The sequence below is a fragment of the Candidatus Microbacterium colombiense genome, from assembly GCA_029203165.1.
Classification (GTDB): Bacteria; Actinomycetota; Actinomycetes; order Actinomycetales; family Microbacteriaceae; genus Microbacterium; species Microbacterium colombiense.
In genome coordinates this window covers 2,580,576-2,601,413 of record CP119308.1, presented here as the reverse complement: position 1 = coordinate 2,601,413, position 20,838 = coordinate 2,580,576, and the positions used below count along the sequence as shown (strand labels likewise).

Genomic DNA, 20,838 nt, shown 5'->3' with positions numbered 1-20,838 from the left:
CTCGATGTCCTTCGGGTTTCGTCGGCGAATGAGCGACACGCCCGTGTCTTCGCGGGAACACGCCCGCACGGCGCTTACCTTCATTCAAGAGAACGCAATACCGGGAAATACTTTACACCTCTAGTTGAGGTTTAAGGTTCAACCCCACCGGTTCTCGACACAGAACGCACAGGCTCGACTAATCGGAGGCCGGCCATGAGCCAGAACCAGAACTACCTCGCCGTGATCAAGGTCGTCGGCGTCGGCGGTGGCGGCGTCAACGCCGTGAACCGCATGATCGACCTCGGTCTCCGCGGAGTCGAGTTCATCGCCGTCAACACCGACGCGCAGGCGCTGCTCATGAGTGACGCCGACGTCAAGCTCGACGTCGGACGGGAGCTCACGCGCGGCCTCGGTGCCGGTGCCGACCCCGAGGTCGGTCGTCGTGCCGCCGAAGACCACGCGGAGGAGATCGAGCAGGCGCTCACGGGCGCTGACATGGTCTTCGTGACCGCCGGTGAGGGCGGTGGCACCGGAACCGGTGGCGCACCGGTCGTCGCACGCATCGCGAAGTCCATCGGCGCGCTCACCATCGGTGTCGTGACGAAGCCGTTCTCGTTCGAGGGTCGTCGCCGTCAGAGTCAGGCCGAGGCCGGAGTCGCGAAGCTCAAGGAAGAGGTCGACACCCTCATCGTGGTGCCGAACGACCGCCTCCTCGAGATCAGCGACCGCGGCATCTCGATGATCGAGGCCTTCGCCACGGCGGATCAGGTGCTTCTCGCCGGTGTGCAGGGCATCACGGACCTCATCACCACCCCGGGTCTCATCAACCTCGACTTCGCCGATGTGAAGTCGGTCATGCAGGGCGCGGGCTCCGCGCTCATGGGCATCGGTTCCGCACGCGGAGCGGATCGTGCGATCAAGGCCGCCGAACTCGCGGTCGAGTCGCCGCTGCTCGAAGCCAGCATCGAGGGCGCACACGGTGTGCTGCTGTCGATCCAGGGTGGGTCCAACCTCGGCATCTTCGAGATCCACGACGCCGCGGACCTCGTCAAGGAGGCCGCCCACCCCGAGGCCAACATCATCTTCGGTACCGTCATCGACGACAGCCTCGGCGACGAGGTGCGCGTGACGGTGATCGCAGCCGGCTTCGACGGTGGCGAGCCGTCGTTGCGTCTCGACCCGATGGTCGTGAGTCGCCCCGCCGCGACGACGCTCCCCGAGGTCGCGCTCTCCGACGACGCCGCCACGGCATCGACGACCGCGTCCGAGACCGAGTCGACTCCGCAGCGAGTGCCGGCGACGAGCATCGAGCCGGCGTTCGCCGACGATGACATCGACATCCCCGAATTCCTGAAGTGAGCGAGCTGGCAGCGCGGCTGTCGGCGATCGATGAGAAGATCGCCGACGCCGCGCGCCGCGTCGGACGTGACCCGGCGGAGATCACCCGCATCGTCGTGACGAAGTTCCACCCGGCGTCGCTCGTGAGCGAGCTGCAGACGCTGGGCGTGCGCGAGGTCGGCGAGAACCGCCAGCAGGAGCTGAGTGCCAAGCAGGCCGAGCTCCAGGACCTCGACCTGCGTTGGCACTTCATCGGACAGGCGCAAACGAACAAGGCGTCGGCGATCCGTCGGAGCGCCGACGTCGTGCACTCGCTCGACCGCGATCGATTGGCGGATGCTCTGCACCGGGCGGCGGAAGACGACGATCCGCTCGACGTCCTGCTGCAGGTCAATCTCACCGCCGATCACGGCCGAGGGGGTGTCGCCCCCGCGGCGGCGTCCGCACTCGCGGAGCATGTGCTCTCGCTCCCGTCGCTGCGGCTGCGCGGCGTCATGGCCGTGGCTCCTCTCGATGAGGAACCGGCATCCGCGTTCGCGCGCCTGCGCGGCGTCGCCGACGAGGTGCGCATGCTCGCCTCCGACGCCACATGGATCTCCGCCGGCATGACGGGTGACTTCGTCGAAGCCATCTCGGCGGGTGCGACACACCTGCGGATCGGCTCCGCAATCACGGGACCCCGGCCCGACCGGGGTTAACCTCTAACCAGACCAGCCCGAAACGTTCGAACCGGAGGACACGATGGGTAACCCGCTGAAGAAGACCATGGTGTATCTCGGCCTCGCCGATGAGGAAGAAGCCTATGAAGAAGAGCAGCAGGCTCCAGCCCGCGCTCACCGCGACCGTGACCGCGACCGCGAGGAGCCCACGCCAGCTCCCGTCACGCCTCTGCGTCGCCCCGTCGCCGTGCGACAGCCTGCGGCAGGCGCTGTGAACGAGATCCTCACCGTCCACCCCAAGCAGTACCGCGATGCTCAGCTCATCGCGGAGAGCTTCCGCGAGGGCGTTCCGGTGATCATCAACCTGTCGCAGATGAGCGATGCCGACGCGCGACGTCTGATCGACTTCGCCAGTGGTCTCTCGCTCGGGCTTTACGGCCGCATCGAACGAGTGACGTCCAAGGTCTTCCTCCTGTCGCCGGAGAACATCGCCGTGTCCGGACACGGCGGCATCGCGCACGCAGACGCCGAGTCCGCGGGCTTCGATCAGTCGTAGCCCGTGCAGCTGGTCTCCGTCCTCGCGAGCATCGTCCATCTGGTACTGCTGCTCTACATCGTCGTGCTCTTTGCGCGTCTGATCCTCGACTACATCCCGATGTTCAACCGGGAGTGGCGTCCGAAGGGCTTCGGCCTGGTCGCAGCTGAGGCGGCGTATTCGCTGACCGATCCGCCCATCCGGTTCTTCCGGCGGATCATCCCGCCTTTGCGCATCGGTTCGCTCTCGCTCGATTTCGGCTTCGCGCTCACGATGCTGATCGTGCTCATCCTCATGAACATCGTCCGCGTCTTCATCTGACCGGCGAGTTCGCCGTCCCCGGGTGTCGCGTCATCGCGCCTCGGAGGTGCGGGGACTATGCTGGCACCCAGGTGCGCGCCCCGGGTTCGCGCCACATCACGACCGCGCCATACAAAACTGGCAACCGAACTCATCGAAAGAGGAGCCACTCATGGCACTTACCCCGGATGACGTCGTCACCAAGCAGTTCCAGCACGTCCGCTTCAAGGACGGCTTCGACCCCGATGAGGTTGACGACTTCCTCGACGAGATCGTCATCGAGTGGCGCAAGGCCCTCGAGGAGAACGTCGAGTTGAAGGCCAAGCTCGCCGCATACGAGTCGGGCGAGACCCCCGCCGCAGCACCGGCCGCGGAAGCACCCGTCGCAGAGGTCCCCGCACCGGCCCCGGCCGCCGTGGTCGAGACCCCGGCCGAGCCGGCACCCACGGTGTCTGCCACCGCCACCGCCGGAATCATCGAACTCGCTCAGCGCCTGCACGACGAGCACGTCGCGGAGGGCGAGGCGAAGCGCAACCAGCTCATCGCCGACGCCGAGAACGAGGTCAACCGCATCCGCTCCGAGGCAGAGGCCAAGCAGCGCGAAGAGGCAGCCCGTCTCGAGCGCGAGCGCAACACGCTCGAGGCTCGCATCACGGAGCTCCGCAACTTCGAGCGTGACTACCGTTCGCAGCTGCGCGGCTACATCGAGGGCCAGCTCCGCGAGCTCGACGAGAAGTCCGCATCCACGGATTCGACGCCCGTCTCCGCGATCGGACTGTAGGTCGTAGGTCTTGTCACGACGTCGTCCTCTTCGTCGGTCGGCGGCCGGTGCGATCGTTGCGATTCTCGCAGCGATCGTCCTGGCCGCCGATCAGTTTGTGAAGTACCTCACCATCACGAACCTTCCGCTTCAGGAGCCCGTTCCCGTGCTCGGGGAGTTCCTGCAGCTGTACTACGTGCGCAATCCCGGAGCAGCGTTCTCGCTCGGTTCTGAGGTCACGTGGATCTTCACGATCGCCCTGACGGTCGTCGCCGGCGTCATCGTCTGGAAGGCATTCGGACTCCGGTCGCGCCTGTGGGCTGTCGTCCTGGGCGTTCTCCTGGGCGGTGTGCTGGGTAATCTCGGCGACCGCCTCTTCCGTGATCCCGGATTTCCCGTGGGCCACGTCGTCGACATGATCTCGATGCCGTGGATGATGCCGGCGATCTTCAACGTGGCTGATGTGTTCATCGTCACCGGCATGATCTCCGTCGCACTCCTGGTCGTCTTCGGTCTGCGTTTCGACGGAAGCCGCGAGAGCGATCATGTCGCCGTCGAGACCGACGATGAGGCGGAGGCCGCCGCGATCGCGGAAGATGAGCAACATCGACTCGATTCCGTTGACGGCGACGCGACGACGGCGGAGGGTCGCTGACGTGCAGTCGCGCTCTCTGCCCGTGCCTGACGGTCTGGAAGGCACACGGGTCGATGCGGCTTTGGCCAAGCTGCTGGGCTTCTCGCGCACTTTCGCCGCCGAGGTCGCCTCCTCTGGCGGCGTCCGGCTCGACGGCGTGACTCTCGACAAATCCGATCGCCTGCGCGGTGGTGCCTGGCTCGACGTCGAATGGACGCCGAAGGAAGAGCCGCGCATCATCCCCATCGCGGTCCCGGAGCTCGGAATCGTGTACGACGACGATGACATCGTGGTCGTGGACAAGCCGACCGGCGTCGCCGCCCACCCCTCTGTCGGCTGGGAAGGCCCGACGGTCGTCGGCGCCCTCGCGGCAGCCGGATTCCGCGTCGCGACCAGTGGTGCCCCCGAGCGCCAGGGGGTCGTGCACCGGCTGGACGTCGGCACCAGCGGTCTGATGGTCGTCGCCAAGACGGAACAGGCCTATACGTCGCTCAAGCGCGCCTTCAAGGAGCGCACGGTCGAGAAGATCTACCACGCGGTGGTGCAGGGGCATCCGGATCCACTCGTCGGCACGATCGACGCGCCGATCGGACGGCACCCCAACCATTCTTGGAAGTTCGCCGTGATCCCCGACGGCAAGCCCTCCGTCACCCACTACGAGACGCTCGAGGCGTTCCCCGGTGCGTCCCTCCTCGAGATCCACCTCGAGACCGGTCGCACCCACCAGATCCGCGTGCACATGGCGGCGCACAGGCACCCCTGCGTCGGGGATCCGCTCTACGGCGCCGATCCCACCCTGTCTGCCAGGCTCGGACTCTCCCGCCAGTGGTTGCATGCACATCAGCTGGGATTCGCTCATCCGGCGACCGGCGATTGGGTGACGTTCGAGTCGGCGTACCCCGCCGACTTCGAGCACGCGCTCGCGATCCTCCGCGGCGAGTGACGCCTCGCTCCGACCGATGTCGGAGACGTGCGCGACACTGGGCGCGAGGGAATCGATGAGATCATCGAAGAAATCGTGAACCGTATTCGTCTTCCCGCCCAATACTCAATGTGAGCACCGACAGCGAGATCATCCAACGGTCGCTCGACGAACCCGGACTGTTCTCCGAGATCTTCGAGCGGCATGTCCGACCCGTCGGCGGGTACATCCGACGGCGAATCGGCACCGATGCCGTCGACGACGTCATCAGTGAGACGTTCCTCGTGGCGTTCCGGCGCCGCGCAGCGTTCGATACGGCCTGGGACAGCGCGCGGCCATGGTTGCTCGGTATCGCGACGCGCGTGATCAAGAGTCATCGCGCGGCCGAGGCGCGCCAGTGGCGAGCTTTCGAGGCGGCGTCGATGGCGGATGCGGCGGGGGAGGAATCCCCGCACGTCGCATCGGACGCCCGTCTCGACGCCGGCGCCGCCCTGCGCGCGTTGGCTCCGCGCATCGCCGCGTTGAACGCTCGAGATCGGGACGCTCTGCTGCTGCATGCCTGGGGTGATCTGACGTATGAGCAGATCGCCGACGCGCTCGGAGTGCCTGTGGGCACGGTCAGATCGCGTCTCAACCGTGTCCGGCGCAAGCTCGCACCTCCGGGATCGCATTCCGCGGCCCGGCTGACCTGGATGGTGAAGGAGGAGAACGATGCTGCTTACGGAACGAGTTCGTGAATTCGGGGTCGATCAGGCCCAGGTCGGCGACGATTCGATACACACCGCCCGGCGGGTGTTGGCCGCTGAGATCGCTCGTGCGTCCTCGCGGATGCCGGATCGTCGGCGTCGGAGAAGGTGGACAGGGATCGGGATCGGCGGTCTCGTCGCGGGAGTTGCGGTGACGGCGATCGTCGTGGGATCGGTGCTGCTGCCACCGACGGCATCCGCCGCCGACATGCTCAACCAGGCGGCGCGGGCGACGTTGACCACCGAGGCGCTGACCCCGGCGCCCGGCCAGTACATCCGGATCGCGGAGACCTGGTCTCAGCCGATGCGGGGATTCGTGCCGCAGGAGGGTACCGAGATCGACGTCAGCTATACGCTGGCCCGCACCAGGACCCTCTACGTGCCCGCTGACAGGAGCATGGACTGGATCGAGGACAGCACGGACGCCGAGAAGATCCTCGATGTCTCGATGCCCGAGTGGACGAGTCGGATCGAGGAGGAGGCGCTCTCCGGCGGAGAACTGCTGCCGGACATCGTGGCCCATCCCGGCGGGCGAGTCATGGGTGGGGACGGGTGGGAGACGCACTACTACCACCTGAGTCCGCTGTCGCGTCTCTACGACGAGATGCCTCGTGATCCGGAGGCGCTGCGGGACTGGCTCCTGGCCTATGAGCCCGACGCCGGTTACCCTCCGCCACGGCTGACGGAACCCGTCGACTTCAATCTCGCTCCGGCAGACCTGCGGGCGGCCATGTTCCAGACCATGGCACTGCTTCCCGGAGCTCGCGTCGTGTCGCAGGACGGCGATCTCACGACCATCGCCGTCCCCGATGGAGGCGAGAGCAACTGGATGGAGACCGTGACGATCGACATGAAACGCGGACTGATGGTGGGCCGCGGAACTCTGGACACGCCCGAGTCGCACGGTTCCCTCGACATCTCGATCGTGGATTCGGCGCCGACGGGTGTGCATCTCCAGCCGGAGGGGTGACAGAAGCGGCCGGGGAGCCGCTTCGAGCTCTCGGCATCGGGCATCATCGGTGACCGATGTCCGATGCCGAAAGTAGAATCGAACCCATGGCATCCGACTCCTTCGTCCACCTGCACGTGCACAGCGAGTACTCGATGCTGGACGGTGCGGCGAAGATCGCGTCGATGACGCAGGCGGCCGCCGACTACAACATGCCGGCCATCGCCGTCACCGACCACGGCAACACCTTCGCGGCGTTCGAGTTCTACAAGGCGGCGAACGCGGCGGGCATCAAACCCATCATCGGGCTCGAGGCCTACATGACGCCCGGCACGCACCGCAGCGACAAGACGCGCGTGCAATGGGGCTCGCCCGACCAGAAGAGCGACGATGTCTCGGGTGCCGGCGCGTACACCCACATGACAATGTGGAGCGAGACCACGGAGGGTATGCACAACCTCTTCCGGATCAGCTCCCGGTCGAGCATGGAGGGGTACTACTTCAAGCCGCGCATGGATCGCGAGCTGCTCCAGACGTACGGCAAGGGTCTGATCGCGACCACGGGGTGCCCGTCCGGTGAGGTCCAGACTCGTCTGCGACTCGGGCAGTATGACGCAGCGCGTGCTGCGGCGGCAGAGTTCCAGGACATCTTCGGCAAGGAGAACTACTTCGCCGAGATCATGGATCACGGCCTGTCTATCGAGCGTCGGGTGATGACCGATCTCCTCCGCCTCGCGAAAGACCTCAACATCCCTCTCGTCGGCACGAACGATTCGCACTACACGCATCAACACGAGGCCGACGCCCACGAAGCACTTCTCTGCGTGCAGTCCGGTTCCACGCTCGACGATCCGAATCGTTTCAAGTTCGACGGCGACGGCTATTACATCAAGACCGCCGCCGAGATGCGTCAGCTCTTCCGCGACCACCCCGAGGCCTGCGACAACACTCTGTTGATCGCGGAGCGCTGCGAGGTGGAGTTCAACACTGCGGCGAACTACATGCCCCGGTTCCCGGTGCCCGACGGTGAGACCGAGGACAGCTGGCTCATCAAAGAGGTGGAGGAAGGCCTCCACTACCGCTACCCAGGCGGCATCCCTGACAAGGTGCGCAAGCAGGCCGAGTACGAGACCGGCATCATCCTGCAGATGGGCTTCCCCGGGTACTTCCTCGTCGTCGCCGACTTCATCAACTGGGCGAAGGACAACGGCATCAGGGTGGGGCCGGGTCGTGGATCCGGTGCCGGATCCATGGTCGCCTACGCCATGAAGATCACCGACCTCGACCCGCTCGAGCACGGTCTCATCTTCGAGCGCTTCCTGAACCCGGATCGTGTCTCGATGCCCGACTTCGACGTCGACTTCGATGACCGGCGTCGCGGCGAGGTCATCGACTACGTCACGGCGAAGTACGGTTCCGAGCGCGTCGCGCAGATCGTCACCTACGGCACCATCAAGTCCAAGCAGGCGCTGAAGGACGCAGGGCGTGTGCTCGGGTTCCCGTTCAGCATGGGGGAGCGGCTCACCAAGGCCATGCCGCCGCCCGTGATGGGCAAGGACATGGAGCTCGGCGGCATGTTCGACACGGCTCACAAGCGGTACAAGGAGGCCAGCGAGTTCCGGGCGCTGATCGAGACCGATCCTGAGGCGAAGACGGTGTTCGACCGCGCGCTCGGACTCGAGGGGCTCAAGCGCCAGTGGGGCGTGCACGCCGCCGGCGTCATCATGTCCTCCGAGCCGCTCCTCGACATCATCCCCATCATGCGCCGCGAGCAGGACGGCCAGATCGTCACGCAGTTCGACTACCCGTCGTGCGAGTCCCTCGGCCTGATCAAGATGGACTTCCTCGGGCTACGCAACCTGACGATCATCTCCGACGCGCTCGACAACATCCGCACGAACCGGGGCGAGGAACTCGACCTCGAGCACCTCGCGCTGGACGACCAGGGAGCGTACGACCTGCTCGGGCGCGGAGAGTCGCTCGGTGTGTTCCAGCTCGACGGTGGGCCGATGCGTTCGCTCATGCGTCTGATGCGTCCTGACAACTTCGGTGACATCTCGGCGCTCATCGCCCTCTACCGCCCCGGCCCCATGGGGGCGAACTCGCACACGAACTATGCGCTCCGCAAGAACGGTGCGCAGCCGATCACGCCCATCCATCCCGAGTTCGAGGAGTCTCTCGCAGACATCCTCGACGAGTCCTACGGTCTGATCATCTACCAGGAGCAGGTCATGGCGATCGCACAGCGCGTCGCCGGCTTCTCGCTCGGTCAAGCAGACATCCTCCGTCGTGCGATGGGCAAGAAGAAGAAGTCCGAGCTCGACAAGCAGTTCGAGGGCTTCCAAGCCGGAATGCACGCGAACGGATACTCCGATGGTGCGGTGAACGCGATCTGGGAGATCCTGCTCCCGTTCTCCGACTACGCCTTCAACAAGGCGCACTCCGCCGCCTACGGCGTCGTCTCCTACTGGACCGCGTACCTGAAGGCGCACTATCCCGCCGAGTACATGGCCGCTCTGCTCACGAGCGTCGGCGACTCGAAGGACAAGATGGCGCTGTACCTGAACGAGTGCCGTCGCATGGGCATCAAGGTGCTCCCGCCCGATGTCTCCGAATCGATCAACTACTTCGCCGCCGTCGGCGACGACATCCGCTTCGGTCTCGGCGCCGTGCGCAACGTCGGCAGCAACGTCGTCGAGGGCATCGTGCAGTCGCGCAAGGAGGAGAGGTTCTCCTCCTTCCACCACTTCCTCGACAAGGTGCCGCTGCACGTCGCCAACAAGCGCACCGTGGAGTCGCTCATCAAGGCCGGGGCGTTCGACACCATGGGCGATTCGCGACGTGCTCTCATGGAGGTGCATGAGGACGCCGTCGAAGCCGCAGTCGATCGCAAGCGCAACGAGGCGCAGGGAGCGATCGGGTTCGACTTCGACAGCCTGTACGACGGCACCGAAGAGGTCGCACCGGCCAAGGTGCCGGCCCGTCCCGAGTGGATCAAGAAGGACAAGCTGGCGTTCGAGCGCGAGATGCTCGGTCTGTACGTCTCGGACCACCCGCTGGCGGGACTCGAGGTGCCGCTCGCGAAGCACGCGTCGATCTCGATCCACGATCTGAACAACTCGGAATCGCTGCAGGACGGCGATCAGGTCACCGTCGCGGGATTGGTCACCAGCGTGCAGCATCGCGTCGCCAAAGCCAGCGGAAATCCGTACGGCATGATCACCGTCGAGGATTTCAACGGCGAGGTCACCGTGATGTTCATGGGCAAGACATACACGGAGTTCCAGCACACGCTGCAGCAGGACGCGATCCTCGCCGTCCGTGGACGCGTCTCGCGACGAGACGACGGGCTGAACCTGCATGCACAGTCGGCCTTCGCACCCGACGTCGGGTCATTCGATGCGGCCGGTCCGTTGTCGCTCGTACTGGCCGAACAACGAGCGACCGAGCGGGTGATGATGGAACTCGCAGAGGTGCTGCGCCGGCACAACGGCGACACGGAGGTTCTGCTGCGTGTGCATCGCGGCGGCACGGCCAAGGTGTTCGAGGTGCCCATGCCGGTCAAGGTGACGGCCGACCTCTTCGGTGACCTCAAGTCGCTCCTCGGACCGACCTGTCTGGGGTGAGCGGGTAGGATCGTGAGCCGTCGGGAGCATGACGCACCCTCCCCGTCTGCACCGTGACGAAAGGATGACTGATGAGCACGGACCTTCCTGAACTGCCCGAGATCGACGGCGATACGTTCATCGACGACGATGGCGTGCTCTACGACGACGACGTAACACCGGAGTACGGCATCCTCGGTTTCACCCTTCGTGAGCTGATCATCGTCGGCACCTGGTTGGTCGCCTTCGTCGTCTCCTTCTTCCCGTTCGCGGGAGGCGCCTCGATCTGGGGAACCGGCATCCAGTGGATCCTCCCGATCGGCGTGCCGACCGTCGCCGTGTTCCTGCTCATCCTGCGCCGCTTCTCGCCCGATGGCATCCGACGGGTGGGATCGCTCGGCATCGATCAGTTCGCCTCGGTCGCCTTCTCCGTGTCGGCGGTGTTCTGGGTGAGCATGCTCTGGAGCGCGCTCAGCGCTGTCTTCGAGATCGGCGTCTTCGGTCTTTTGTGGGCCGGAGTCGTGCAGCTCCTGACATCTCTGGCACTGGTGGTCCTCACCGTGTTCGCCCCGATCATCCCGGGCCTCAAGGAAGACTTCCACGGCCGACTGGTGACGCTGGCCCACCGCAACGCGAACCCGGTCCGCCCGGTCATCGCTCGTCCGCGCCCCGAGACGGCCCCGGTCATCGCCGACGACGATTCCGAGAACCCCGGGATCGACGCTGCCGCCGTCAACGAGTCCGCCGTCGATGAGCCGGACGTCGATGACCTGCGCGGTGGCGTGCGGGCCGACGATCGCGACGACGCCGAACCCATGACGCATGCCGTCGATGTGGTCGAGCTCGATCAGGAGCTCTCCGGAGTGCAGGCCACGGACGAGGTGGCACGGATCGATCTGGCGGCTCAGGTTCCGATCACGGCCCATGCGTCGGGTGGAGGAACCGGCACCGAGGACTCGACGTCTGACGACGACTACGTTCCGACATACTCCCGTCGGTCGCGCACTCAGGAGATCGTCTCCGACACCGGCAGCTTCGAGACGCTCCTGGAGACCGCTCAGACGGTCGAGACCCCGGGTTCTGCTGACACCGACGTGATCGATGACGAGCCGTTCCTCGACGACGACCTCGATGTCACCAACCCGCGCGAGTCCGCGACCGACGTGCAGCCGTTCTGGATCCTCGCACCGACCGAGCGCGACGTTCATGACGAGCGCGGAGAGCCGCTGTTCCGCATCGGCCCGAGCGCCTGGGCGCTGGTCATCGAAGACCGCGGCGGCGCATTCGTCGTGCGTCACGACGACGGTCGGATCGGCTACCTCCACGACATCTCCGGCATCACGAAGGGTTGATCTTGCGCATCATCGATCTGCGGGGGCGCAAGCTCTCGCCGGCAGACATGCTGGCCGCGGTTCCGCGGGCCGCCCAGGCACGCGCCGAGGCGCTCGACACGGCGGCGCGCATCGTCGACGACGTCCGTGAGCGCGGCGAGGCCGCGCTGCGCGAGCAGGCTGAGCGGTTCGACCGTGTCATGGGCCACGCCGTTCGTGTGCCCTCGTCCCACATCGACGAGGCTCTGGCGGCGCTCGCACCCGAGGTGAGGGACGCGCTCCAGGAGGCGATCCGGCGCGTGCGCATCGCCTCGGCGGCTCAGGTGCCGGCGACGCAGATCACCGAGATCGGCGAGGGCGCTCGCATCACTCAGCGCTGGCAGCCCGTGCACCGCGTCGGTGTCTACATCCCCGGCGGGAAGGCCGTGTATCCGTCGAGCGTCGTGATGAACGTCGTTCCGGCGCAGGTCGCCGGTGTCACGCAGATCGCGCTCGCTTCGCCCCCTCAGTCAGATCAGGATGGCCGGATCCACCCGACGATCCTGGCCGCAGCCGGTCTGTTGGGCGTGACCGAGGTCTACGCCATGGGCGGTGCCGGTGCCATCGGGGCGTTCGCCTGGGGAGTCCCCTCCGTCGATCTCGATCCGGTCGATGTGGTCTCCGGGCCGGGGAACAACTATGTGGCCTCGGCCAAGCGCGCAGTGGCGGGCGTCGTCGGCACAGACTCGGAAGCGGGCGCGACGGAGATCCTCGTGGTCGCGGATGCGGCGGCCGATGCGCGCCTGATCGCGGCGGATCTCGTCAGCCAGGCGGAACACGATGAGCAGGCGTCCGCGGTCCTCGTCACGGATTCCGATGCGCTCGCGTCGCGTGTTGCTGAAGAGATCGACCGACAGGCCGCTGCGACGCGGCACAGTGAGCGTGTGGCGACGGCTCTCGCCGGCCCGCAGTCCGCGATCGTGCTGGTCGACGACCGTGAGATGGCGACGGCGTTCAGCAATGCCTACGCGCCGGAGCACCTCGAGCTCCACCTCGAAGACGCCGAGGATGCGGCGTCCTCCTTCACGAGTGCGGGGGCGGTGTTCGTCGGCGATCAGACACCGGTCAGCCTGGGCGACTACATGGCGGGCAGCAATCATGTGCTGCCGACCGGCGGCCAGGCCCGCTATGCCCCGGGGCTGGGCGCTTACACGTTCCTGCGACCGCAGCAGGTGATCTCCTACGATCGTGCCGCCCTCGCCGCCGTCCGCGAGGGCGTGGTCGCGCTGGCCAACACCGAGGTGCTGCCCGCCCACGGTGAGGCGATCGAGGCGCGCTTCACGGCGTAGGTTAGACAGATGCATTGCCCCTTCTGCCGTCATTCCGATTCGCGCGTGATCGATTCCCGGACCAGCGACGACGGACTCTCGATCCGCCGACGGAGGCAGTGCCCGGAGTGCGGCGGCCGCTTCACCACGACCGAGACGGCCAGCCTCAACGTGATCAAGCGCTCGGGCGTGATGGAGCCGTTCAGTCGGGAGAAGGTCATCTCGGGTGTGCGAAAGGCATGCCAGGGGCGACCCGTCACCGAGGCCGACCTCGCGGTTCTCGCCCAGCGGGTCGAAGAGGCCGTGCGTCAGACCGGTGTCTCCCAGCTCGACACGAATGAGATCGGACTCGCGATCCTCGGACCGCTGCGCGAGCTCGACGAGGTCGCGTTCCTGCGGTTCGCCAGCGTCTACCAGGCATTCGACTCGCTGGAGGACTTCGAAGCCGCGATCACCGATCTGCGCGCTGACCACACCGAGCAGGAGTCCTCGGCCGGGTAATCTGAGCAGTGATGTATCCGCTGCTCTTCCGCGCTGTCCTGTCGCGCTTCGATCCCGAGTTCGCCCATCACGCCGGCATGGCGGTGATCCGTGTGCTCGGCGCACCGCCGTTCGCCTGGGCGACGCGTGCGCTGGCCAAGCCGGATCCGTCATTGCAGGTCTCCGCGCTGGGCCTCACCTTCCCTTCGCCCTTCGGCGTCGCGGCGGGGTTCGACAAGAACGCGGTCGGGGTGCGCGGACTCGCCGCACTCGGCTTCGGGCACGTGGAGGTCGGCACCGTCACCGCGATCCCGCAGGATGGGAACCCCAAGCCGCGGCTGTTCCGCCTCATCGCCGACCGCGCGGTGATCAACCGCATGGGCTTCAACAACGCGGGAGCGGATGCCGCAGCGCGCCGGTTGGCACGACTTCGCCGAGGTGCGCCTGACACCGTGATCGGCGTCAACATCGGCAAGAGCCGCGTCGTCGACGTCGAGAACGCCACGGCGGACTATGTCGCCTCTGCGACGCGGCTCGCGCCATTGGCTGACTACCTGGCCGTGAACGTCTCGTCCCCGAACACCCCGGGTCTACGAGGCCTTCAGGCGGTGGAGACGCTCGCTCCACTTCTGCGAGCCGTGCGCACCGCGGCCGGGACGACTCCGCTGCTGGTCAAGATCGCCCCCGACCTCTCCGACGACGAGATCGCAGCGATCGCCGAGCTCGCTGTCGCAGAAGGCCTCGACGGGATCATCGCGCACAACACCACGATCAGCCGCGAAGGTCTGTTGACGGATGCGGCGACGGTGGAAGCCGCGGGTGCGGGCGGTCTGTCCGGGGCGCCGCTCAAGGAGCGGTCGCTCCAGGTGCTGCGTGTGGTCCGCGCTGCCGTTCCCGAGAATTTCTGCGTGATCGCCGTCGGGGGAGTGGAGACGCCCGCCGACGTGCAGGAACGGCTGGATGCGGGCGCGACCCTCGTGCAGGGGTACACCGCCTTCCTCTATCGAGGTCCGTTCTGGGGGCGCGAGATCAACCGCGGCCTCATCGCACGCTGAGCGGCACGCCGATGACGAAGGCCTCCGCACTCGATCGAGTGCGGAGGCCTTCGTGGTGGCTGTGGGGTCAGGCGGGGAACTGCCCGCGCTTGACCTGAGGCTTGGGAAGGCGCATGAAGCGCATCTGAAGCGCGCGCATCGCCGCGTACCAGCCGAGACCGCGCTCCATCCGCTCCTTGCCGAACTTCTCGGCAACCTTGCGCTTCACCCGCATGCTGAGGATGATCATGCCGCCGACGGCGATGACGAGGTACGCCATCATCACGAGGTAGGCGTAGTACGCGATCGCGAGACTCGATGGAAGAAGCGATGCGAGGATCACGAGAACCATGACGGCCATCACGAACTCGGCGGGATGCCAGCCGGCATCGACGTAGTCACGAACCCAGCGGCGCTGCGGGCCCTTGTCCCGGGCGGGCAGGTACTTCTCCTCGCCGGCGGCCATGCCTGCCTGCGCGCGGTTACGACGCTCGTTGAGGTCGGCACGGGCCGCCGCCTTGGCCTCCTTGGTGTTGGCGACGAGGGGGCGGCGGCGTGCTGCCTCCTGCTCGGCGCGGGTCGGCGTCGCACGCCCCTTTCCGACGCCGGGCGTCTCGGGGGCGTCGTCGTTCGTCGGAGGGGAGACAGGGGAAGTGGCCACGAGAATCCTCGGTTCGCTGAAGGTGGATCACCTTAAGATTACTCGCATGACCTCTCCTGCTCTCCCCAATGCCTCCGACGCCGCTCTGCTCGAGTCCGTCGCGACCGGAATCCCCGCTGCGCTGTCCGATCTCGGCCACCTGGTCCGCATCCCCGGCATGGCCTGGCCCGCGTTCGATCAGACGCAGCTGGAGCGCAGCGCCGCCGCGGTCGCGACGCTCGCCGAGGGCACCGGGGTCTTCGACGAGGTGCGGGTGCTGCGCGCAGAGATCCCCGGCACCGGCGAGCTGGGTCAGCCGGCCGTGCTGGCGACTCGTGCGGCACGGAACGGTCGACCGACCATCCTCCTGTACGCGCACCACGATGTGCAGCCCCCGGGAGACGACGCGCTGTGGGAGACCCCGCCGTTCGAACCGACCGTCCGCGACGGCCGGATGTACGGACGTGGGGCGGCGGATGACAAGGCCGGGGTCATGGCCCACATCGCAGCCATCCGTGCTGTCACCGAGACGCTGGGCGACGACCTCGATCTCGGTATCGCCCTGTTCATCGAAGGCGAGGAGGAGTACGGCTCGGCCTCTTTCGGGCAGTTCCTCGCGGACAACAAGGAGGCTCTTCGCGCCGATGCGATCGTCGTGGCGGATTCGGGCAACTGGGACTCGGTCACACCGGGACTCACCGTCTCGCTCCGCGGCAACGCCCGCTTCAGCCTCCGCGTGCGGACGCTCGAGCATGCGTCGCACTCGGGGATGTTCGGGGGAGCGGTTCCCGATGCGATGATGACGACCGTCAAGCTTCTCTCGACGCTCTGGAACGACGACGGCTCCGTGGCGGTCGAGGGGCTGACCCAGCGGGATACGCCGACGCCGGAGTACTCCGAAGCCACCTTGCGCGACGAGGCCGGATTGCTGGCAGGCACGACGCCGATCGGAACCGGCAGCATCCTCAGCCGCATCTGGAACAAGCCGTCCGTCAGCATCATCGGCATCGACACGACGAGCGTCGCCTCGGCCTCGAACACCCTGCTTCCCGAGACCACGGTGGTGCTCAGTGCGCGCGTGGCTCCCGGGCAGTCGGCGGCGGATGCCTACGCTGCGCTCGAGCGACACCTCCGCGCCCATGCGCCGTACGGCGCTGAGCTCACCTTCTCGGATGCCGACTTCGGTGACGGCTTCCTCGTGGACACCAGCGGCTGGGCCGTCGGCCTGACCCGCGAGGCGATGCGCGACGGCTACGGTGTGGCTCCGGTCGATCTGGGCGTCGGCGGGTCGATTCCGTTCATCGCCGATCTCGTGCGTGAGTTCCCGCAGGCGCAGATCCTGGTCACCGGTGTGGAGGACCCGCACTCCCGCGCGCACAGCCCGAACGAGTCGCTGCACCTCGACACGTTCCGCCGCGCCGTGGCGACGGAGGCGCTGTTGCTCGCCCGCATGAACGCCCTGACGCTCCCGCTCTGACGCCCCTCTCGCACGGCTCTCCCGTCAACTCGCCGGCTTCGCCTGACGCGGCGGTAGAATTGAGGGAAAGCCGTGCGACCGCGGCCCGTCACGAGGAGCGACATGAGCGACATCACACTGACCCCTGAGACCACCAAGAACCACGGAATCAGCCTGACCGACGCTGCCGCCGTCAAGGTCAAGAACCTGCTCGAGCAGGAGGGACGCGACGATCTGCGCCTGCGCGTCGCCGTGCAGCCCGGCGGATGCTCCGGCCTGATCTACCAGCTCTACTTCGACGAGCGTTACCTCGAGGGTGACGAGACGGTCGATTTCGACGGCGTCGAGGTCATCGTCGACAACATGAGCGTGCCGTACCTCGACGGTGCCTCGATCGACTTCAAGGACACGATCTCGGAGCAGGGCTTCACGATCGACAACCCGAATGCCGCGGGCAGCTGCGCCTGCGGAGACAGCTTCCACTGACCTGAGTCGGTCTGCCAACCTGCGTGGTTGGCATGAATCAGGTGTGAGGTTGCCCTAGACTTGGGTGTGCCCTGTCCGCAATCTGAAAGGTGCATCGTGCCCTCGAAACGCCGCCTTCGTTGGGCCGCACTCCCCGTGGGAGTTGTGGCAGCCGTGGTACTGGCGGGATGTACCACCACCGAGCTGAACGGCTACCTCCCGGGCTTCGTGGATGCGGAGCCCGCGGCCACCAACCAGACCGAGCGTGTGTCGTCTCTCTGGGTCAACTCCTGGATCGTCCTGCTCGCCGTCGGCGTCATCACCTGGGGCCTGATGGCCTGGGCTGCGATCGCGTACCGGCGCCGCAAGGGCCAGACCGGTCTGCCCGTGCAGCTGCGCTACAACATGCCGATCGAGATCTTCTACACGATCGTGCCGCTGATCCTCGTGCTCGGCTGTTCTTCGCCTTCACGGCGCGCGACCAGGCCGAGCATCGAGAGCGAAGTGCGACGACCCCGACGTCGAGATCACCGCGATCGGCAAGCAGTGGGCGTGGGACTTCCAGTACGACGCCGAGTCCGACGACGACACCGTGTGGACGATGGGCATCCAGGCCCAGCCCGACAAGCGACGGCAACGTCGACCAGGCGCAGCTGCCGACGCTGGTACCTGCCGGTCAACGAGACGGTCACGATCAACCTCGAGTCGCGCGACGTCATCCACTCCTTCTGGATCATCGACTTCCTCTACAAGAAGGACATGTACATCGGCAAGGACAACTACTGGTCGTTCACCCGACCCGTGAGGGCACGTACGCCGGCAAGTGCGCCGAGCTCTGCGGCGAGTACCACTCGATGATGCTCTTCAACGTGAAGGTCGTCGAGCGAGGACGAGTACGACGCCTACCTCCAGACGCTGCGCGAGAAGGGCAACACGGGAGACATCACGGACGAGTACGACCGTCTCCGCAACCTCCCGGGCACCACGGCCGACACCGACCCGAAGAGGAGAGGAGTGAGCCATGTCGACCACGACGCACCCCGTACCGACGAGGCCCTCGCTCCCGCCCACGACGTGCCGCCCGCCAGGCCGCTCTGATGAGCTCCTCGCGCGTCGAGCAGAAGGGCAACATCGTCGTCAAGTGGATCACGTCCACTGACCACAAGACCATCGGGTACATGTACCTGATCGCCTCCGTGCTCTTCTTCCTGCTCGGCGGCGTGATGGCGCTCGTCATCCGCGCCGAGCTGTTCGAGCCGGGAATGCAGATCATCCCGACGAAGGAGCAGTACAACCAGCTGTTCACGATGCACGGCACGATCATGCTGCTGATGTTCGCGACGCCGCTGTTCGCCGGCTTCGCCAACGCGATCCTGCCGCTGCAGATCGGTGCTCCCGACGTGGCGTTCCCGCGTCTGAACGCGTTCGCGTTCTGGCTCTTCCTCTTCGGCTCGACGATCGCGGTGGCCGGCTTCCTCACCCCGCAGGGTGCCGCGTCCTTCGGCTGGTTCGCCTATCAGCCGCTCGCCAGCGCGTCGTTCTCGCCCGGCGTCGGCGGAAACCTCTGGATGGTCGGTCTCGGCATCTCGGGCTTCGGAACGATCCTCGGAGCCGTCAACTTCATCACGACGATCGATCACGATGCGCGCCCCGGGTATGACGATGTGGCGCATGCCGATCTTCTCCTGGAACACGCTCATCACGAGCATCCTGATCCTGATGGCGTTCCCGGTGCTCGCCGCCGCGATCTTCGCCGCTGCCGCGGACCGCATCCTCGGCGCGCACATCTACGACCCGGCCAACGGCGGCGTGCTCCTCTGGCAGCACCTGTTCTGGTTCTTCGGACACCCTGAGGTGTACATCATCGCGCTGCCGTTCTTCGGCATCGTCTCCGAGATCTTCCCGGTGTTCAGCCGGAAGCCGATCTTCGGGTACAAGACGCTCGTCTACGCGACGATCGCGATCGCGGCGCTGTCCGTGGCCGTGTGGGCTCACCACATGTACGTCACGGGTCCGTCCTGCTGCCGTTCTTCGCCCTCATGACGATGCTCATCGCCGTGCCGACGGGTGTGAAGATCTTCAACTGGATCGGCACGCTCTGGCGAGGCTCCGTCACCTTCGAGACGCCGATGGTCTTCGCCCTCGGCTTCCTGGTCTCCTTCGTCTTCGGTGGTCTGACCGGTGTGATCCTCGCGGCCCCGCCGCTGGACTTCGCCCTGTCCGACTCGTACTTCGTCGTCGCCCACTTCCACTACGTCGTCTTCGGCACGGTCGTGTTCGCGATGTTCGCCGGCTTCTACTTCTGGTGGCCGAAGTGGACGGGGCGCATGCTCAACGAGCGTCTCGGCATACGTGCACTTCTGGATGCTGTTCATCGGCTTCCACATGACGTTCCTCATCCAGCACTGGCTGGGCGTCGACGGCATGGTGCGTCGTTACGCCGACTACTCGGCGGCCGACGGATGGACCTGGCAGAACCAGGTGTCGACCATCGGTGCGATGATCCTCGGCGCGTCGATGCTGCCGTTCTTCCTGAACGTGTGGATCACGGCCCGCAAGGCACCCAAGGTCACCGTCAACGACCCGTGGGGCTACGGCGGCATCGCTCGAGTGGGCGACGTCCTGCCCGCCGCCGCGTCACAACTTCACGTCGATCCCGCGCATCCGCAGCGAGCGGCCCGCCTTCGACCTGAACCACCCCGAGGCGGTGCCGGGAGTGTCCGCCAAGGACGCGCCCTGCGCCCGTAGTCGAGAGGTCCACTGGGAGGTCAAGTAGCGCGATCAACGTCATCCTTTGGTGGGTGCTGACGGCTTCTTCGCCCTCATCGGCGTCGTCTACACCGGCTGGCACATCCTGGCGACACCGTCCGAGAACTTCGTGGAGCGGATCGAGTGGGTCGGCACGGTCGCCCTGTTCTTCGCGGCCTTCATGGGCGCGATGATCGCCTTCTACCTCGACCGCGACGCACGGCGCCAGAGCGGCGAGCTGCCGGAGGACATCCTGACGCTCGGACATCGACGACGGCGATCCCGAGCTCGGAGAGTTCAGCCCGTGGTCCTGGTGGCCGATCGTCCTCGCCGGATCCGCCGCGGTCTTCGTCGTCGGTCTCGCTGTCGGACACGTTCCTGCTCCCGATCGGGCTCGGCGATCTTCGTCGTCGCGATCGTCGGCTGGGTCTACGAGTACTACCGCGGCAACTTCGCCCGCTGAGCAGCATCACATCAAGAAGGCCCCCGGAGAATTCCGGGGGCCTTCCTGATTGTGCATATGCGCTCAGGCGCGAGTGCGCACGCGTGCGATGCCGGTCAACGCATCCACGGGGCGGTGGTGCACGCCGTCTGCGTCTTCGATCGGATAGCCCTCACGCACCCAATACTCGAACCCGCCGATCATCTCGCGCACGCGATATCCGAGCCGGGCGAACTCCAGCGCCCCCTTCGCGCCGGCATTGCAGCCGGGGCTCCAGCAGTACACGACGACGTCGGCGTCGGCATCGATCTCCCGCGGCGCGCGGGTGGCGATCTCGCTGTAATGCATGTGGGTGGCGCCGGAGACCCGCCTTTGGGCCCACGCCTCTTCGGAGCGCACATCGATCACGACGATGTTCTCCCCGGCCTTCAACGCGGCGTGGACGTCGCTGGCATCCGTCTCGTAGGCGAGCTTGGCGGCGTAGTAGTCGGCGCGATCGATCATG

General features: G+C 66.4%; 19 protein-coding genes and 3 pseudogenes. 20 read left to right on the top strand and 2 right to left on the bottom strand.

What is annotated here, in order from left to right; translation table 11 throughout:
• The first annotated feature begins 195 nt into the window (after positions 1-195).
• The 14 genes from ftsZ to P0Y60_12545 all read left to right on the top strand — a co-directional run bounded on the left by ftsZ (position 196) and on the right by P0Y60_12545 (position 14,603).
• Positions 196-1,341: a cell division protein FtsZ gene (ftsZ, locus tag P0Y60_12610; protein ID WEK60163.1), complete on the top strand. Its 1,146-nt coding sequence runs from the start codon at positions 196-198 to the stop codon at positions 1,339-1,341.
• Entirely contained in the window at positions 1,338-2,018 is a 681-nt protein-coding gene (locus P0Y60_12605; GenBank protein WEK60162.1) for a YggS family pyridoxal phosphate-dependent enzyme, read from the top strand. Before ftsZ ends, P0Y60_12605 begins: the two co-directional genes overlap by 4 nt.
• 43 nt (positions 2,019-2,061) lie before the next feature.
• Positions 2,062-2,535 carry a cell division protein SepF gene (gene sepF / locus P0Y60_12600; protein ID WEK60161.1) on the top strand — a complete coding sequence of 158 codons (474 nt, stop codon included), beginning with the start codon at positions 2,062-2,064 and terminating at the stop codon, positions 2,533-2,535.
• 3 nt (positions 2,536-2,538) lie between these two features.
• Complete coding sequence (locus tag P0Y60_12595) at positions 2,539-2,835, top strand: YggT family protein (GenBank protein ID WEK60160.1); 297 nt, start codon at positions 2,539-2,541, stop codon at positions 2,833-2,835.
• 151 nt (positions 2,836-2,986) lie between these two features.
• A complete protein-coding gene (locus P0Y60_12590) occupies positions 2,987-3,595 on the top strand; it encodes a DivIVA domain-containing protein (protein ID WEK60159.1) in 609 nt (202 codons plus the stop codon).
• Positions 3,596-3,647: 52 nt separating this feature from the next.
• Positions 3,648-4,229, top strand: a complete 582-nt coding sequence (gene lspA, locus P0Y60_12585) for a signal peptidase II (GenBank protein ID WEK62916.1) — start codon at positions 3,648-3,650, stop codon at positions 4,227-4,229.
• 1 nt (position 4,230) lies between these two features.
• Positions 4,231-5,151 (top strand): RluA family pseudouridine synthase, encoded by a 921-nt coding sequence (locus P0Y60_12580; GenBank protein ID WEK60158.1) that lies wholly within the window; start codon positions 4,231-4,233, stop codon positions 5,149-5,151.
• 110 nt (positions 5,152-5,261) lie between these two features.
• Complete coding sequence (locus tag P0Y60_12575; GenBank protein WEK60157.1) at positions 5,262-5,867, top strand: RNA polymerase sigma factor; 606 nt, start codon at positions 5,262-5,264, stop codon at positions 5,865-5,867.
• Between the two features lie 160 nt (positions 5,868-6,027).
• Positions 6,028-6,846: a hypothetical protein gene (locus tag P0Y60_12570; protein WEK60156.1), complete on the top strand. Its 819-nt coding sequence runs from the start codon at positions 6,028-6,030 to the stop codon at positions 6,844-6,846.
• Between the two features lie 86 nt (positions 6,847-6,932).
• Entirely contained in the window at positions 6,933-10,451 is a 3,519-nt protein-coding gene (gene dnaE, locus P0Y60_12565; protein WEK60155.1) for a DNA polymerase III subunit alpha, read from the top strand.
• Positions 10,452-10,522: 71 nt separating this feature from the next.
• A complete protein-coding gene (locus tag P0Y60_12560) occupies positions 10,523-11,782 on the top strand; it encodes a hypothetical protein (protein WEK60154.1) in 1,260 nt (419 codons plus the stop codon).
• On the top strand, positions 11,782-13,089 hold the full coding sequence (gene hisD / locus P0Y60_12555) for a histidinol dehydrogenase (GenBank protein ID WEK62915.1): 1,308 nt from the start codon (positions 11,782-11,784) through the stop codon (positions 13,087-13,089). Before P0Y60_12560 ends, hisD begins: the two co-directional genes overlap by 1 nt.
• A 9-nt stretch (positions 13,090-13,098) precedes the next feature.
• A complete protein-coding gene (gene nrdR / locus P0Y60_12550) occupies positions 13,099-13,569 on the top strand; it encodes a transcriptional regulator NrdR (protein ID WEK60153.1) in 471 nt (156 codons plus the stop codon).
• A gap of 11 nt (positions 13,570-13,580) precedes the next feature.
• The gene (locus tag P0Y60_12545) at positions 13,581-14,603 is read left to right on the top strand and encodes a quinone-dependent dihydroorotate dehydrogenase (GenBank protein WEK60152.1); all 1,023 of its coding nucleotides are present in this window, start codon (positions 13,581-13,583) and stop codon (positions 14,601-14,603) included.
• 67 nt (positions 14,604-14,670) lie between these two features.
• On the opposite strand, the gene P0Y60_12540 is transcribed toward P0Y60_12545, so the two are convergent.
• Positions 14,671-15,243 (bottom strand): DUF3043 domain-containing protein, encoded by a 573-nt coding sequence (locus P0Y60_12540; protein ID WEK60151.1) that lies wholly within the window; start codon positions 15,241-15,243, stop codon positions 14,671-14,673.
• 46 nt (positions 15,244-15,289) lie between these two features.
• On the opposite strand from P0Y60_12540, the gene P0Y60_12535 reads away from it, so the two are divergent.
• The 6 genes and pseudogenes from P0Y60_12535 to P0Y60_12510 all read left to right on the top strand — a co-directional run bounded on the left by P0Y60_12535 (position 15,290) and on the right by P0Y60_12510 (position 20,403).
• Positions 15,290-16,699, top strand: coding sequence for a dipeptidase (locus P0Y60_12535; GenBank protein ID WEK60150.1), 1,410 nt, complete (start codon positions 15,290-15,292; stop codon positions 16,697-16,699).
• Positions 16,700-16,801: 102 nt separating this feature from the next.
• Positions 16,802-17,164: an iron-sulfur cluster insertion protein ErpA gene (erpA, locus tag P0Y60_12530; protein WEK60149.1), complete on the top strand. Its 363-nt coding sequence runs from the start codon at positions 16,802-16,804 to the stop codon at positions 17,162-17,164.
• A gap of 96 nt (positions 17,165-17,260) precedes the next feature.
• Positions 17,261-18,133, top strand: a pseudogene (gene coxB, locus P0Y60_12525) (cytochrome c oxidase subunit II).
• Positions 18,134-18,240: 107 nt separating this feature from the next.
• Positions 18,241-19,919, top strand: a pseudogene (ctaD, locus tag P0Y60_12520) (cytochrome c oxidase subunit I).
• Positions 19,920-19,940: 21 nt separating this feature from the next.
• Positions 19,941-20,081: pseudogene (locus P0Y60_12515) on the top strand (cytochrome c oxidase subunit 4).
• A gap of 76 nt (positions 20,082-20,157) precedes the next feature.
• Positions 20,158-20,403 (top strand): cytochrome c oxidase subunit 4, encoded by a 246-nt coding sequence (locus tag P0Y60_12510; GenBank protein WEK62914.1) that lies wholly within the window; start codon positions 20,158-20,160, stop codon positions 20,401-20,403.
• A 14-nt stretch (positions 20,404-20,417) separates the two neighbouring features.
• On the opposite strand, the gene P0Y60_12505 is transcribed toward P0Y60_12510, so the two are convergent.
• Positions 20,418-20,837: a rhodanese-like domain-containing protein gene (locus tag P0Y60_12505; protein WEK60148.1), complete on the bottom strand. Its 420-nt coding sequence runs from the start codon at positions 20,835-20,837 to the stop codon at positions 20,418-20,420.
• Position 20,838: the final 1 nt, after the last annotated feature.